The 14,685-nt window shown below is 66.1% G+C and carries 15 protein-coding genes; all 15 read right to left on the bottom strand.

Annotated features, from left to right (window positions below; genetic code table 11):
• Positions 1-25 precede the first annotated feature (25 nt).
• On the bottom strand, positions 26-844 hold the full coding sequence (locus JRZ79_RS15705; protein ID WP_010902445.1) for a ParB/RepB/Spo0J family partition protein: 819 nt from the start codon (positions 842-844) through the stop codon (positions 26-28).
• Between the two features lie 31 nt (positions 845-875).
• Positions 876-2,309 (bottom strand): DHHA1 domain-containing protein, encoded by a 1,434-nt coding sequence (locus tag JRZ79_RS15700; protein WP_010902444.1) that lies wholly within the window; start codon positions 2,307-2,309, stop codon positions 876-878.
• A 66-nt stretch (positions 2,310-2,375) separates the two neighbouring features.
• Positions 2,376-3,845 (bottom strand): NADH-quinone oxidoreductase subunit N, encoded by a 1,470-nt coding sequence (locus JRZ79_RS15695; protein ID WP_346347535.1) that lies wholly within the window; start codon positions 3,843-3,845, stop codon positions 2,376-2,378.
• Between the two features lie 14 nt (positions 3,846-3,859).
• Positions 3,860-5,419: a NuoM family protein gene (locus JRZ79_RS15690; protein WP_205251586.1), complete on the bottom strand. Its 1,560-nt coding sequence runs from the start codon at positions 5,417-5,419 to the stop codon at positions 3,860-3,862.
• Positions 5,420-7,498 carry an NADH-quinone oxidoreductase subunit L gene (gene nuoL, locus JRZ79_RS15685; protein WP_010902441.1) on the bottom strand — a complete coding sequence of 693 codons (2,079 nt, stop codon included), beginning with the start codon at positions 7,496-7,498 and terminating at the stop codon, positions 5,420-5,422.
• A 1-nt stretch (position 7,499) separates the two neighbouring features.
• Positions 7,500-7,802 carry an NADH-quinone oxidoreductase subunit NuoK gene (gene nuoK, locus JRZ79_RS15680; protein ID WP_010902440.1) on the bottom strand — a complete coding sequence of 101 codons (303 nt, stop codon included), beginning with the start codon at positions 7,800-7,802 and terminating at the stop codon, positions 7,500-7,502.
• On the bottom strand, positions 7,802-8,110 hold the full coding sequence (locus JRZ79_RS15675; protein WP_012289202.1) for an NADH-quinone oxidoreductase subunit J: 309 nt from the start codon (positions 8,108-8,110) through the stop codon (positions 7,802-7,804). The genes nuoK and JRZ79_RS15675 overlap by 1 nt, the downstream gene beginning before the upstream one ends.
• Positions 8,107-8,367: an NADH-quinone oxidoreductase subunit J gene (locus JRZ79_RS15670; protein WP_010902438.1), complete on the bottom strand. Its 261-nt coding sequence runs from the start codon at positions 8,365-8,367 to the stop codon at positions 8,107-8,109. Before JRZ79_RS15670 ends, JRZ79_RS15675 begins: the two co-directional genes overlap by 4 nt.
• 57 nt (positions 8,368-8,424) lie before the next feature.
• Complete coding sequence (locus JRZ79_RS15665) at positions 8,425-8,886, bottom strand: NADH-quinone oxidoreductase subunit I (protein WP_010902437.1); 462 nt, start codon at positions 8,884-8,886, stop codon at positions 8,425-8,427.
• Complete coding sequence (locus JRZ79_RS15660) at positions 8,883-9,938, bottom strand: NADH-quinone oxidoreductase subunit H (protein ID WP_012289200.1); 1,056 nt, start codon at positions 9,936-9,938, stop codon at positions 8,883-8,885. The genes JRZ79_RS15665 and JRZ79_RS15660 overlap by 4 nt, the downstream gene beginning before the upstream one ends.
• Positions 9,939-11,627, bottom strand: coding sequence for an NADH-quinone oxidoreductase subunit D (locus JRZ79_RS15655; RefSeq protein WP_010902435.1), 1,689 nt, complete (start codon positions 11,625-11,627; stop codon positions 9,939-9,941).
• On the bottom strand, positions 11,624-12,331 hold the full coding sequence (locus JRZ79_RS15650) for an NADH-quinone oxidoreductase subunit B (RefSeq protein WP_010902434.1): 708 nt from the start codon (positions 12,329-12,331) through the stop codon (positions 11,624-11,626). The genes JRZ79_RS15655 and JRZ79_RS15650 overlap by 4 nt, the downstream gene beginning before the upstream one ends.
• Positions 12,324-12,734, bottom strand: coding sequence for an NADH-quinone oxidoreductase subunit A (locus tag JRZ79_RS15645; protein WP_010902433.1), 411 nt, complete (start codon positions 12,732-12,734; stop codon positions 12,324-12,326). The genes JRZ79_RS15650 and JRZ79_RS15645 overlap by 8 nt, the downstream gene beginning before the upstream one ends.
• Before the next feature lie 125 nt (positions 12,735-12,859).
• Entirely contained in the window at positions 12,860-13,471 is a 612-nt protein-coding gene (gene purE / locus JRZ79_RS15640; RefSeq protein WP_010902432.1) for a 5-(carboxyamino)imidazole ribonucleotide mutase, read from the bottom strand.
• Positions 13,468-14,619 (bottom strand): 5-(carboxyamino)imidazole ribonucleotide synthase, encoded by a 1,152-nt coding sequence (locus tag JRZ79_RS15635; RefSeq protein WP_205252507.1) that lies wholly within the window; start codon positions 14,617-14,619, stop codon positions 13,468-13,470. Before JRZ79_RS15635 ends, purE begins: the two co-directional genes overlap by 4 nt.
• Between the last annotated feature and the right edge of the window lie 66 nt (positions 14,620-14,685).

The raw sequence follows: 14,685 nt of genomic DNA, 5'->3' as shown, positions 1-14,685 counted from the left end.
TCGCGGTAATAACAGTCCGTGGACCCTACTGGAGGCGTTCGATCGTTTCGACCAGCGGATGGCGCGCGTAATCGACGACATCGATGTCCGCGATGGAGTCCAGGCCCTCGGTCCGGGCGGTCCGCGCCATCCCGAGATCGACCGCGCGCTCCAACACGATGACGTACGCGTCCATCTCCGCGACGCCGGCGCGTTCGGCGGCCATCACGCGGTGGTGGCCGTCGGCCAACAGCAGGCTGCCGTCGTCGCCGGTGCTGCCGTTGTCGATCACCACGAGTGGCTCCGCCAGCCCGTTTTCGAGCTCGTAGCGGCGGCCTTCGAGTTCGTCGGCGTACACCTTCCCCTGGGTCGGAACGACGTCACTGATCGTGACCGTGCGGCGCTCCTCGGTGATCGAAACGCCGTGTATCGTCTCCAGCGTTCGCATGAGCTTGCCGACTTTCTCGGGGGTCGCGCGCTCGATCTGGGAGCGGATCACGTCGGCGTTCGTGATGATACCCACGAGGTTGCCCGCGTCGTCGACCACCGGGAGTTTCTGGATGCCAGAGCGCAGGATGACCCGCGCGGCGTCGGTCACGTCCATCTCCGGGTGCGCGACCACCAGGTCCTCGGTCATCACCTTGAACAGCAGTTCGTCGGGATCGGCCAACAGGAGGTCGCGCGCGGAGACGAACCCTTCGACGTGTCGGCCGTCGGTCACCGGGAACCCGTTGTGATCGCTCTCGGAGATCCGGGCCGCAACGTCCGAGACCGTGTCGTCTGCGGACACGGTCGCGACGTCCCTGGTCATGTAGTCCCCGACGGCCGGCGTCTCGCCGTTGGCGTGCGCTAAAGCCTCGTCCATACAGGGACTACGCCGCCGCCGCAGAAATAGCTCACTCACCCTGTTGGATGCCGGACGTGCCACCGTGGACCTCCTCGAAGAACCGCGACGCGACCACCTCCTCGATCATCTCGGTGAGCGTCGTGGCTGCGTCCTCACCGACGGCGTCGAACAGCCCCAGGGGGAGCTGTGCACCCGCCATGTCGGCGTGGCCGCCGGCCGACCCGAGGTCGTCGAAGGCCGACCGGAGCACCGCACCGAGATCCAGGTCCTTTCGGCGCGACCGCGCGGAGACGTAGATCGTGCCGTCGAAGTAGCCGTAGACGAACGTGACCGCCACGCCCCGCATCGCCAGCAGGCGGTCGGCGGTCTGTGCGAGCGTATCCCTGGCGGTGATCTGCCCCACGCAGGACGCCAACACGGACCCATTGAGCTGCCGGTTGCGGATCCCGGCGGCGATGGTGTCGAAGGTGTCCGCGCTCAGTGACGGGGCTTCGATGCGTTCGAGCACGTCGGTGTCGGCGTTGGGCAACAGCCACGCGGCGGCCGTGAAGTCACGCGGCGTGATCTCCCGCGCGAAGTCGTCGGTGTCCACGCGGATGCCGTACAACAGTGCAGTCGCCACCGCGGTCCGGACGTCGATCCCGTAGCCACGCAGGTACTCCACGAGGATCGTACTGGTCGCGCCGGTGTCCGGCCGAATGTCGGTGAACCCGGCGTCGACATCGGTCGTCGGTGGATGGTGGTCGATGACGATGTCCACGTCGGTGTCGGGGGCGAGCTGGTCGTTGACCCCGGGGCCGGAGTGGTCGACCAGCGCCACCGCGTCGAATTCGGCGTCGGACTGTGTTTCGACGTTCCGCAGGTCGAACTCCAGGAGGTTCACGAACGCCCGGTTTTCCTGGTGTGAGATCTCCCCGAAGTAACAGGCCTGGCTGTCGACGCCGGCGTCCTCGGCGATGCGCTGGAGGCCGACGGCGGCCGCGATCGCGTCGGGGTCGGGGTTGTCGTGCATGAACACCCCGAGGCGGCCGTCGATCCCTTGCAGGGTCTGGCGCAGCGCCTGGAGGCGCTGTGATGCGCCCGATTCGGTCAACGAGTTGGCGTGCGACAGCAGCTCCGCGCCGGGATCGACGACGCGATCCGCGACCGAGTCGATCCGGTGGCGGTCTTTCGGCGTCGCGTCGAACCCCAGATACACCACCAGCCCGGCGTCGGGATGCGCCGCGTCGGCGGCGATCGCAGCCAGCCGGTTCCGGTCGGCGCGCTCCCCGGCAACGACGACCATGTCGACCGACCGATCCGGGAGCGTGATCGCCGCCGGATCGGTGACGTCCCGGACTTCGGCGGCGACGGACTCGTTGCGGAGGCTGTCCACGCGGCTCTCGTCGCCGTCGAAGACGAACAACTCCCCGCGTCGGTCCGCCAGCGAGCCGATGACAGCGTGCCCGACCGTTCCGCAGCCAAGCACCAGCCGAGAAACCATTCGTTGCCATGCCTTACCCACGAGCCTGTTAAAAAGTACCGCTGTGGAACCGCGCCGAACTCCGGATCAGCCAGCGAACAGCACGTCAGCGGCGTGCGTTGCGGTCTGCGCGACGGGATCGAACGCCACCAGGAGCGCGATCGTGCCGACCGCCGCAGCCAGCACGGCGACGTAGAGGCCCGTCGGCTGCCCCGAAAGCGACAGGTCGTCGCGTGGGTCCTCGATCCACAGCGCCTTCACGACCCGCGAGTAGTAGAACAGCGACAGCGCGCTGTTGATGGCTGCGATGCCCGCCAGCCACGCGAACCCGGACTGGACCGCGCCCGCGAACAGGACGTACTTCGAGAGGAAGCCAGCGCCGACCGGCAGGCCAGCGAGACTGAACATGAACACGGTCATCGCGACACACGCGACGGGCGCGCGCTTCGAGAGACCGTTGTAATCCTCGAACGTCCGGCCCACGTCCCAGTACTCCGCGAGCGCGACGAACAGGAACGCGCCCGTGTTCATGAAGCCGTAGACGAGCAGGTGCATCATCGACGCCCCCAACACGAGGGAGTTCTGTGCGCCGCCGCCGCTTTGCAGCGCGGCGAGGCCGATGAGCACGTAGCCCGCGTGGCCGACACTGGAGTACGCCAACATCCGCTTGACGTTCTCCTGGGTGGCCGCCGCGAAGTTCCCGAGTGTCATCGTGACCACCGCCAGCGCCGCGAACAGCAGCGACCAGTCGATGACCGTGCTGGCGATGACGTCCAGGGGGAACGCGGTCGTGAACACGCGGAACAGCACGGCGAACCCGGCGGCTTTCGACGCCGAGGAGATGAACGCCGACACCGGCGCGGGCGCGCCCTCGTAGGCCTCCGGCGCCCAGAAGTGGAACGGCACGGAGGCGGTCTTGAACGCGAACCCGGCGACCAGCATCACGATCCCCAGCCCCAGCACGCCAACGAAGTCGGTGCCGGCGGTGATCGTGTCCGCGATCGCGGCCAGCCCCATGACGCCGGTCGCGGCGTACACGAGGCTGATGCCGTAGAGCATGACCCCCGACGACAGCGCGCCGATGAGGAAGTATTTCAGCCCGGCTTCGATGCTGCCGCGGTCGCGTTTCAGATACGACACCAGCACGTACGACGGGAGGCTGGCGAGTTCGAGGCTGATGAACACCGTCACGAGGCTGTTGGCGGCTGCCATCAGCGTCATTCCGGTGGCGGCAAGCAGTGTCAGCGCGTAGAACTCCGCGACGCTGTCGGCGTCGTCGAGGTAGTCGTGGCTGGCCATCACGACCAGCGTGCCGACCGAGCCGACGACGACCACGAAGAACAGCGACAGCGCGTCGACGATGATCGCGCCGTCGAACTGCACGAACTGCGCGTCGCCGGTGCCCGCCGACAGGAACCACGCAGCCGTCCCGGCGGCGAGCAGCGTGCCGGCGGTCGCGATCCCGGCGAGCAGCGTGTTGTTGTCGCGGTCCGGCAACAGCGTGTCGACACCGAACACGAGCAGTGCCGCTGCGACCAGCACGAACTGCGGTGTCAACGGCGGAAGCTCCGTCACAGGAACACACCCCCGGTTGACACCACGACAGCACTCGCAGACGCCGCGGCGTCCACCACCGGCGTCACGGCGTCCTGGATCATGCCGTAGAACACGTTCGGGACGGTTCCGGCCACGATGACCAACAGGAGCAACGCGACGATCGGCACGGTGTCGTGGAGCGCCGCCGGCACGATGTCGTAGTCAGTTTCGGCGGCGAACGGCCCGAACAACACCCGCTGCATCGCGAACAGCAGGTAGCCGGCGACGATCACGATGCCGAACATCGCCAGCGCCGTGAACAGCTGGGCGTGCGCGAAGTCGGCGCCGAACCCGCCGAGGAAGATGAACAGCTCGCCGGCGAACCCGGCCATCAGCGGCAGGCCCATGTACCCGAACGCGGCGGCGATGAACACCGCTGCGGTCACCGGCATCTTGTCCGCGATGCCGGAGAGGTCACCGACCATGCGCGTGTGCGCGGTGTTGTAGATGACACCCACACACATGAACATCAGGCCGGAGATGAGGCCGTGAGCGACCATCTGGAAGGTCGCGCCGCCGACCCCGTAGTAGTTGTACGCCACCAACCCGAGGATGACGTACCCCATCGAGGACACCGACGAGTACGCGACGATGCGTTTGAGGTCGCGCTGTGCGAGCGCGAGCATCGCCCCGTAGATCACTGAGAGCACCGCCAGCGCGGCGATCGGGACCGCGTACTGCTGTGCGATCCCCGGCATCATCGTGAAGTTGAACCGCAGCAACGCGTACGTCCCCATCTTCAGGAGGACGCCCGCAAGCATCACCGACGCCGGCGTCGGGGCCTGCACGTGGGCGTCGGGCAGCCACGTATGCAGCGGGACCGTCGGCACCTTCACCGCGAACCCGATGAACATCGCGAAGAACGCCACCGTCTTCAGCGTCTCCGCGCCCAGGCCGTACGTCGTCCCGAACTGCCCGGCGTGGATCGCCTGCGCGATCGCGGGCATGTCCATGGTGGTGACGTCGAGCCCGAACACGAGCGCCATGAACCCGATGAACATCAGCAGGCTCGCGACGTTCGTGTACACGAAGAACTTGATGGCGGCGTATTTCCGCCGGGGGCCGCCCCAGATGCCGATGAGGAAGTACATCGGCACCAGCACGAACTCCCAGAACACGAACCACACGAAGAAGTCAAGCGCCGTGAACACGCCCAGGAGGCTGGCCTCCATGAGCAACATCAACGCGTAGAACTGGCTTTGGCGCTCGTCGATGGGCGTCCACGCGCTCGTGATGGCGAGCGTGGTGAGGATCGTCGACAACACGACCAGCGGCATGCTGATGCCGTCGATGCCGACGTGCCAGTTCAGCGTGTACGGCCCGATCGTGATCCAGTGTGTCATCGTCTCGAACGCGAGCGAGCCGCCCTCAAGCAGGGCGTTCCCGCTCCCGTCGAACTGTGCGAACATCCACACGCTCCCCACGACGGGAAGCAGGCTGAGGCCGGCGGCGAGCTTCCCCGCGATGCGGTCCGGGGCAAGCATCACGACGAGCGCCGACAGCAGCGTAACGCCGAGTAACGCTTCTATCATCATCTAAAACCACCCCCCTGTGACGCCGAAGACGACAAGCAACGCGACCAAGCCGAGCGTGAGCATCGTCGCGTAGTGGCTGACGATGCCGTCCTGGATGCGGCGGATGCGGCCGCCGGAGAACAGGCTGATGCTGCTGACGGCGTTGACGATGCCGTCGATGACGCCCTGGTCGAACGTGTCCGCGCCGCGAGCCAGGGGCAGCGTCACGCCCTTCGCGAGCCAGACCTGGTATTCGTCCTGGTAGTAGTTGTTGTACAGCAGTGTTCTCGCTGCGCCGAGTTTCTCGGTGTGCTTGGTGGGTGCTGGGCCGCTGTACAGCAGCCACGCGAGGCCGGCACCGCCGAGCGCGAGCGCCAGCGAGACCGCCGCGGGAACGAACGGCGCGATGTCCGCGGCGTGGTAGCCGGCGAACGACTCCAGGAGGTGATGGTAGTGTTCGTAGCCCAGCGCCGAGAACGCGGTGCCCTCGGGGCCGGCAAGCCACGTGTGGAGGAACTCGATGTGGAGGCCCGTCGCTTCCGCGACCGGCGTCATGTTCACCAGCCCCACCGTGGCCGCAAGCACCCCCAACACGACGAGCGGGAATTTGACGTTCCACCGCACGCCGTGTGGGTCCTCTGCGGTGTCGGAGCGGGGCTCACCGTGGAAGGTGAGCACCACCATGCGGAAGGTGTAGAACCCGGTGAAAAACACCGCGAGCAGCCCCATCGCGTACGCCGCAAGCAGGATCGGACTGTCGCCGGCACCGTAGATGAGTGCCTCGTAGAGGATCTCGTCTTTCGACCAGAAACCCGCGAACGGCACGATCCCCGCCAGCGCGAGGCTCCCGGAGAGGAACGTGTAGTAGGTGACCGGCATCTTCTTGCGGAGACCGCCCATGTCCCACATGTTCTCGTTGTGGTGCATGGCGATGATCACCGATCCCGCCCCAAGGAACAACAGCGCCTTGAAGAACGCGTGCGTGAGCAGGTGGAAGCTGGCGGCGATATACCCGCCGGTCCCCAGGCCAAGCATCATGTAGCCGTACTGGCTGATGGTGGAGTACGCCAACACCTGCTTGAGTTCGTCTTTGACCACACCCATGGTCGCGGCGAACAGCGCGGTGAACCCGCCGACAAGCGCGATGATCGCCAACACGGTCGGCAGCAGCGCGTAGAAGCCGTACATGCGCGCGACCAGGTAGACGCCGGCCGCCACCATCGTGGCGGCGTGGATGAGCGCCGAAACCGGCGTTGGACCCTCCATCGCGTCGGGCAGCCAGGTGTGCAGCGGGAACTGCGCGGACTTCCCGATGACGCCGCCCAGAACCAGCAGCCCAACGACGCTGAACCACTGTTGGGCGCTCATCCCGACCACGTCGAGGAAGTGTGCGACGTGTGCGGGCATCGTGCCCTCGCCGCCCACCGCGGCGAGCGCCTGCTCGGCCATGTGGGGGAACGCGTGTGCGCCCTCACCGGTCGCGACGAACCGCGCCGTGCCGAACGTCGCGAACACCGCCACCACGCCGATGAGGAAGAAGTAGTCACCGAAGCGCGTGACGAGGAACGCCTTTTTGGCCGCGCTCGGCGGCCCCTGCTGGCGGAAGTGGAAGCCGATGAGGAGGTACGAACACAGCCCCACCAGCTCGAAGAACATGAACGCCATCAGGAGGTTGTCCGCGACGACGAACGCGAGCATCGAGAACGTGAACAGGCCAAGCCCGGCGTAATACCGGTGGAGTCCGCCCTCGCCCTCGTCGTTCATATACCCGAGGCTGAACACGTGCACGAGGAACGCCACCAGCGAGACGATGACGAGCATCATCGCGGCCAGCGGGTCAACGAGCACGCCGAAGTGGAGGCTGAACGCGTTCGGGGCCGCCACCCACGTGTAGATCGACTCGGCAATGTATTCGCCCTGGCTCACGGTGACGAACGCCCACACCGAGACCACCAATGAGCCAGCGGTCGCTACGATACCCGGAATCGCGCCGCCCTTCGGGAGCAGCTTGGGTGCAAAATAGCCCGCAAGCAAGGCAACGAGGAACGACGCGAACGGCAACAACGGAATCGCCGGAATGAACTCTAATGCACCTGCCATCTTACCACCTCATCGTCGTCGCGTTTGTCACATCGATGTCATCGAAGTTACGATACAGCGTCAGGATGATGCCGAGACCGACCGCGACCTCGGCGGCGGCAAGCGCCATCACGAACAGCGTGAACGCCTGCCCCGAGAGGTTCCCGTGGAACCACGAGAACGCCACGAGGTTGATGCCCGCCGCGTTCAGCATCAACTCGACGGACATCAGGAACAGCAACGCACTGCGGCGCGTCAGCACGCCGAAGACGCCGATACAGAAGACGGCAGCGGACAACAGGAGGTAGTACTCCATGGGCACCATCACTGGTCACCTCCCTGGCTGCTGCGGTTTGCGAGGAAGACGGCGCCCGCCAGCGCCGCGACCAACACGACGTCGATGATCTCGAACGCAGCGAGGAACCCCGGCGTCGCCTCCGCCAGCGCCGTGCCGTTGAGGTCCATGAGTACGTAGCCGAGGCTCGCCGTGACGGAAACGTCCGCCGGGAACCCGGCGGTCGCCGACTCGAAGCCCGCACCGACGAACACGACGGCCATGACAGCGAACAGCGCGACTGCGGCCAACCCGGAACCGAAGTTCAGGTCGCCCGCGAACTCCGGGCGCGACGTCACGAGGACGTCACCCCCGGTTGTTTCTTCGTGAGCATCACGGCGAACGTGATGAGGATGAGCACTCCACCGACGTACACGAGGATCTGCATCGCCATGAGGAACGGCGCCTGCAGCATCACGTAGTGGACGCCGATGCTGAGCAACGCGATGCCCAACAACAGCGCGGAGTGCCACACGTCCCGCACGAGAACGACACCGAGGCTGCTCGCTACCGTGAGGGCAGCGAACAACGCGAACGCGAGTGTCTCGTATGGCATTGATTTGGTCACCTGATGGATTGAGAGAGCGCCCTATGTAGGTTTCGAGACGCTCGTCTACTGGTAGTCGACTTCGCCCTCGCCGTCACCGATCCAGGCGCCGCGGTCGGGTTCGCGCGAGGCAACCGGGTCGATATCGTTGTACCACGGTACGTTTTTCAGCTGCTCTTTGTTGAACACGAGATCGTGTTTCGTGTCCCCAGTGAACTCGAAGTTCTCCGTGAGCAGGATGGCGTCCACGGGACAGACTTCCTCACACAGCCGGCAGTAGATGCACTGGCCGACGTGGAGGTTGTACTGTTCGCCGTTGCGCTGGTTGTCCGTCACGATCTGGATGGTGTCGTTCGGACAGACGTTCTCGCATTGCCGACACCAAATGCAGCGTTCCTGGCTGAACTTGTGGACGCCGCGGAAGCGCGCCGACACTTCGGGCGCTTCCTCGGGATACTCGACGGTGAACGTATCACCGCTGAGCGCGTGTTTCATCGTCGTCGCCATCGATTTGAGGAGGCCTATCATAGTCCAGTCACCCCGAGTGCAGTCGCGGTGAGCACGAGGTTCGCGAACGACAACACGAGCAGTCCCTTCCAGCCGATGCCGATGAGCTGGTCGATCCGCACGCGTGGGATCGCGGACCGGCACCACTGCGTGAAGAAGTACACGGCCCAGATCTTGATCGTGAACCAGACGAACCCGGGCAGGAACGGCCCGCCAGGGCCGCCGAGGAACAGCGTTGCGATGATCGCACCGCCCAGGAAGATGTGGATGAACTCGCCGAGGTAGAACAGCACGAAGTACGCCGACGAGTACTCCGTCTGGTAGCCGGCAACGATCTCGGTCGGTGCTTCCGGCGTGTCGAAGGGGTTGCGGCCGACTTCAGCGAGGTTCGCCACGACGAACAGCACGAACGCGAACGGGTTCACGAACGCGAACCACGCCGGGATGCGGACGCCGGCGATGGTCGCAAGCGTGGTGTTCTGTTGGATGGCGACGATCTCGCTGAGCTGCAGGGTCCCCGTGAACAACACGACTGACGCCGCAGTGAGCACGAGCGGGATCTCGTACGCGATGTTTTGCGCGACGGCGCGCAGGCCGCCGAGCAGGCTGTACTTGTTGTTCGACGCGTAACCGCCCATGATCAGCCCCAGGCTCGCGATCGACGCGATGGCGAACACGAACACGAGTCCGACTTCGGGGTCGGCAAGCTGGATGCCGTTGCCCATCGGGATGACGGCGAACGCGAACAGCGCCGACCCCGCGAGCACGATCGGTGCGAGGTCGTAGGCGGGCCGGTCGACGCCCTCCGGGATCACCAGCTCCTTCGAGAGCAGGCGCACGGAGTCGACGACGATCGTTCCGAGCCCCCACGGGCCGACGCGGTTGACCGAGATGCGGTCGGTGAACGCCGCGGTGATCTTCCGCTTGGCCCACGGGCCGGCGAACGCGGTCATCGTGAGCATGATGGTGCCGACGAGCGCGGCGGCGACCAGCATCGAAACCGCGTCCCCGAGGAACCCGCCGACACCGAGGAGGTCCGAGATGATGTCCGGCAGGGGTGTCTGCGTGGCCATCTATCTGTCCACCTCCCCAAGGATCACGTCGAGGCTGCCGAGGGTCGCAACGAGGTCGGGGATGTACTCCCCGGTGGACATCTCCTTGAGCGCGGAGAGGTTCGAGAAACACGGGCTGCGGATCTTGAACCGGCCGGGCTTCTCGGTGCCGTCGGCGCGGATGTAGACGCCGAGCTCGCCTTTGGCGCCCTCGACGGTCCGGTAGGTCTCGGTGCCCGCCTCGGGCTTGAGCGTGCGCGGGACGTTGGCTTGGATGTCGCGTTCGTCCTCGGGCCAGCCCTCCAGCAGGTCGACGCACTGCTCGATGATGCGGGCCGACTGCTCGACTTCCTCCATGCGCACGAGCAGCCGCGAGTAGTTGTCGCCGCCGTCCTCGGTGACGACGTCCCAGTCGAGTTCGGGGTAGTAGCCGTAGGGGTCGTCGCGGCGAACGTCGTAGTCGACGCCGGAGCCGCGAGCCACCGGGCCGGTCACGCCGTAGTCTTTGGCGGTCTCGTAGTCGAGAACGCCGGTGTTGACTGTTCGCGCCTGGAAGATCTCGTTGCTGGTGATGAGGTCGCTGTACTCGTCGAGGCGCTCGGGCAGTTCGTCGAGGAAGTCCCGGACGCTCTCGAAGAACTCCGCGCGGGGCTCGGGGATGTCCCAGACCACGCCGCCGAGGCGGAGGTAGTTGAGCATCATCCGCTGGCCCGTGAGGTCTTCGAGGATGTTCTGGACGACTTCGCGGTCCCGCATCGCGTACATGAAGATGGCGGTGAAGTCGCCGTAGATGTCCAGACAGAACGTCCCCAGCGCGAGCATGTGGCACGCGATGCGGCACAGCTCGCCGCCCATGGTGCGCAGGATCTGTGCGTACTCGGGGACGTCGATGTCCGCGAGGTCTTCGGCGGTGCGGGCGTACGCCCACTCGTTCAGGATGCCGCCCGGGCCGTAGTCCCAGCGGTCCGGATACGGCATGATCTGGTGGCGGTACGTCCCCTTCTGTGCCATCTGCTCCTCGCAGCGGTGGAGGTAGCCGATGTCGGGGTTGACGTCCGCGACCTGCTCGCCGTCGAGGACGGTTTCGACGTGGAGCACACCGTGTGTTGCGGGGTGGTGTGGGCCGATGTTGAGGAACATCGTGTCCGAGTCATCGGCGGCCTGCTCGTGGCCCTCCAGTGGGTTCTTGTGCTCGTCGAAGGTGACGATCTGGGGTTTGTTCTGGTTGTAGTCCAACCCCAGGGGGTGGCCCTGCCAGGTGTCCGGCAGCAGGATGCGTTCGAGGTTCGGGTGGTCGTCGTACTCGACGCCCACGAGGTCGTAGGCCTCGCGTTCGTGCCAGTCGGCGGTGCGGAAGACGGGCTCCGCCGTCTCGCTGACGGGGTTGTCCCGGCTAGTGGGCACGATGATCGAGACCTCCTGTGTGGGGTCGTCGTACTTCCGGAGGTGATAGATGCTCTCGAAGCGGTCCTCGTGCTCTTCGGCGGTGACACAGGACAGGTGGTCGAACCCGGCCTCCGTTTTGAGCGTCGACAGCACGTCCTGGACGGCGTCGGCGCGGATGACGAACCCGGGCGCGTTGAGGTGGTCCTCGCGTTCGAGGACGTGGTCCTCGATGAGCGCCTCGAGCGCTGCGGGACTGCCGGATGCCGGCGTCGCCGGAGCGGCGTCGTCGACGTCCGGCGTGTCGTCTTCTTGCTGTGTGCTCATGGTGAATCAGCCCAGTTGTACCGCATGACGAGCGACTCCTCGTCGATGTCGGCGGCGAGCTTGTCGACGATCTCGTCGCGTTCGAGGTCGCCGAACTCTTCGAGTTCGTATGGCTTGACCGTGACCGGCGACGATTCGCCGTTGGCGATGCGTTCCTGGAGTTTCGCGACGCCGTAGACGAGCGCTTCCGGGCGCGGCGGGCACCCGGGGATGTGGATGTCCACGGGGATGACTTCCTCGGCGCCCTTGACGACGTTGTACCCCTCCTGGAACGGGCCGCCGGACGTCGAACAGTTGCCCATGTTCACGACGAACTTCGGCTCGGGCATCTGGTCGTAGACGCGCTTCATGCGCGGCGCGAACTTCGAGACGATAGTGCCGGGCACGATCATCACGTCAGCCTGCCGCGGGGATGCCCGGGGGACCCCCGCGTGGAAGCGGTCGAGGTCGTGTTTGACCGAGTACGTGTGCATCATTTCGATGCTGCAACAGGCGATCCCGAACTGCAGCATGAACATGCTCGATCCCCGGACCCAGTTCATGAACTTGTCGAACTTCGTGAGGATGAACGGCGTGGAGCCGAACGCCTCGCGGAGCCGGGAGTTGAATCGATCGTCGACGCCATCCCCCATGCGGGCGTCACGAGTCGATGTCAACGGGTCACTCGTGTCGGTGATACTGTCTCTTGGTTGGTCACTACTCATGTGTGGTCCTTTGTTCGTGTGCCGGGGTCCGCATCCACTGCACGACGCCCTTGCGCCAGGCCCATGCGAGGCCGACGACGAGAATACCGATGAAGACGAGCATCGGCGCAAGCACGTTCGTTAGGCCGATCCCGTCCATCGCGAGCGCGTCGCGGTAGATGACGGTCCACGGGAAGATGAGCACGGTTTCGATGTCGAAGACGAGGAACAGCAACGCGACCATGTAGTACTGCGTGTTGAACTGGAGTCGCGCGTTCCCGGTCGGCACCTCCGCGCTCTCGTACGTGGCTCGTTTTCCCTGCTCGGATACGCTGGGCCGGATCAGTGACGAGACGCTCAGCATCCCTGCGGGGATGAGAACGGATACGAGCGCCAGCATACCGATGGCGATCCATGGATTCATAGGATTATCTCCGTGACGGCTGGGAGTTTGAACCGCACACTCATAAACGTTGATTTATGGCCTTACGGGCAGAGGAACGCGTTATCCGGAGTTTCAGGCCCCTAGCCGCAGTCGGGGTGGCGCGGTTAGTTCTGGGGGCTGCGAAGGCTGTCGGTTCCCTGGCTGTGGAGGCGCGCCGAGACATCGGCGACCCCCTCCTGGCGGGCGGCCTGGAGGTCGCGCAGTCGGTCGGCGAGCGTGGGGTCGTCGGTGGCGAGGAACTGGGCGGCAGCGAGGCCGGCGTTGTAGGATTTCCCGGCGTCGACGGCCGTGATCGGCGCGCCGGTCGGCATGCCGATCACTGATGGGACGGATTTCTCCTGGACGGGCACCCCAACGACCGGAATGGGGTAGGCGAGCGACGCGGTCATGTTCGGGAGGTCGGCTGATTTCCCGCCCGCGCCGGCGATGATGACGTCCAGTCCCCGGGCGGCGGCCGTGCGCGCGTACGCGTCCATGAGTGTCGGCGTCCGGTGGGCGGAGACGACCCAGGATTCGAACGTGTATCCGGTCGGCGGGTCGTCGTAGTCGGTGAGCTCGGTGAACCCGAGGTCGGTGAGCGCGTCGTGTGCGCCCGCCATCACGTCCAGGTCGCTGTCGCTGCCCATGATGACGCCGACGTCGGGCGTTTCGTCGGGCGGATGGTCGGCTGCTGCTTCGGTCTCGAACAGGTCGATGAGATCTGAGACGGTTGTCATGAGTGGTGGGTGTCGGTGAACGAGACGGCATCGCGGGCGGCGCGCGCTCTCGCCAGGCGGTCGTCGCCGCCGCTGACGGTGACGTGGGCCATCTTCCGGTGCGGGCGGAGCTGTCGTTTCCCGTACCAGTGCAGCGCCACGCCGGCGTCACGGAACGCGGTCGGGACGCCGGCGATCGTCGCCGGATGTGGATCGACATCCGGGTCGCCGATGAGGTTCGCCATGACGGTCGGTTCGCGGAGCGTCGTGTCCCCCAGCGGGAGCCCGAGGACGGCGCGGATGCACTGTTCGAACTGGGAGGTCCGACACCCCTCGATGGTGTAGTGGCCGGAGTTGTGGGGGCGGGGTGCGATCTCGTTGACGAGCACGCGCCCGTCGACGGCGAAGAGTTCGACGCCGAAGACGCCGCGGCCGTCGAGGGCGTCGAGCACGTCCGCGGCGACACCGGTGGCGTCCTCGCGGACGGCTGGGCTGGTGCGCGCCGGGACGACCGATTCCCGGAGGATCTCCGCCTCGTGGAGGTTTTCGGCGACCGGGAACGTGGCCGTCTCGGCGTCGCCGCGGGCGGCGATGACCGAGAGTTCGCGCTCGAAGTCGACGAGTTCCTCGGCGACGAACCCGCCGAGGTCGCCGCCGAACTCCGCGCGGGCGTCGGCGACGGAGTCCACGGGGGCGTTCCCGCTGCCGTCGTACCCGCCGGTGCGGCGTTTCAACATCAGCGGCGCGCCGAGCTCCTCGAAGGCCGCGCGCAGGTCGGCCGCGTCGCCGACCGCGCGGAACGCCGGCACGGGGATGCCGGCGTCGGCGAGCGCGCGGTTCTGCACGAGTTTGTCCTGGATCGTGCGCAGGGTCTCGGGCGAGGGGTGGACCGCCACCTCGTGTGCCTCGGCGGCGTCGGCGAGCACGTCGGGGTCCGCGAGTTCGATCTCGTAGGTGAGTACGTCCGCGCGCGCGGCGAGTTCCCGGACGCCATCGGGGTCGTCGAAGTCGGCGCGGATGTGGTCGGCTGCGGGCTGTGAGGCGGGGCAGTCCGGCGTCGGGTCGAGGACGATCACGTCGACGCCGAGCGGGCTGGCGGCGTCGGCCAGCATCCGGCCGAGTTGGCCGCCACCCACGACGCCGATCGTGGAACCGGGCACGCGTGTCATCACCGACACCTCCCACCTACACCTGCATAAGAATTGCCCAGTTGGACCGAGAAGTATACACGAATG

Origin of the sequence: Halobacterium sp. BOL4-2 (assembly GCF_016917835.2) — an archaeon.
In the GTDB taxonomy this organism is placed as follows: domain Archaea; phylum Halobacteriota; class Halobacteria; order Halobacteriales; family Halobacteriaceae; genus Halobacterium; species Halobacterium salinarum.
This window is presented reverse-complemented; position numbering and strand designations above follow the sequence as displayed.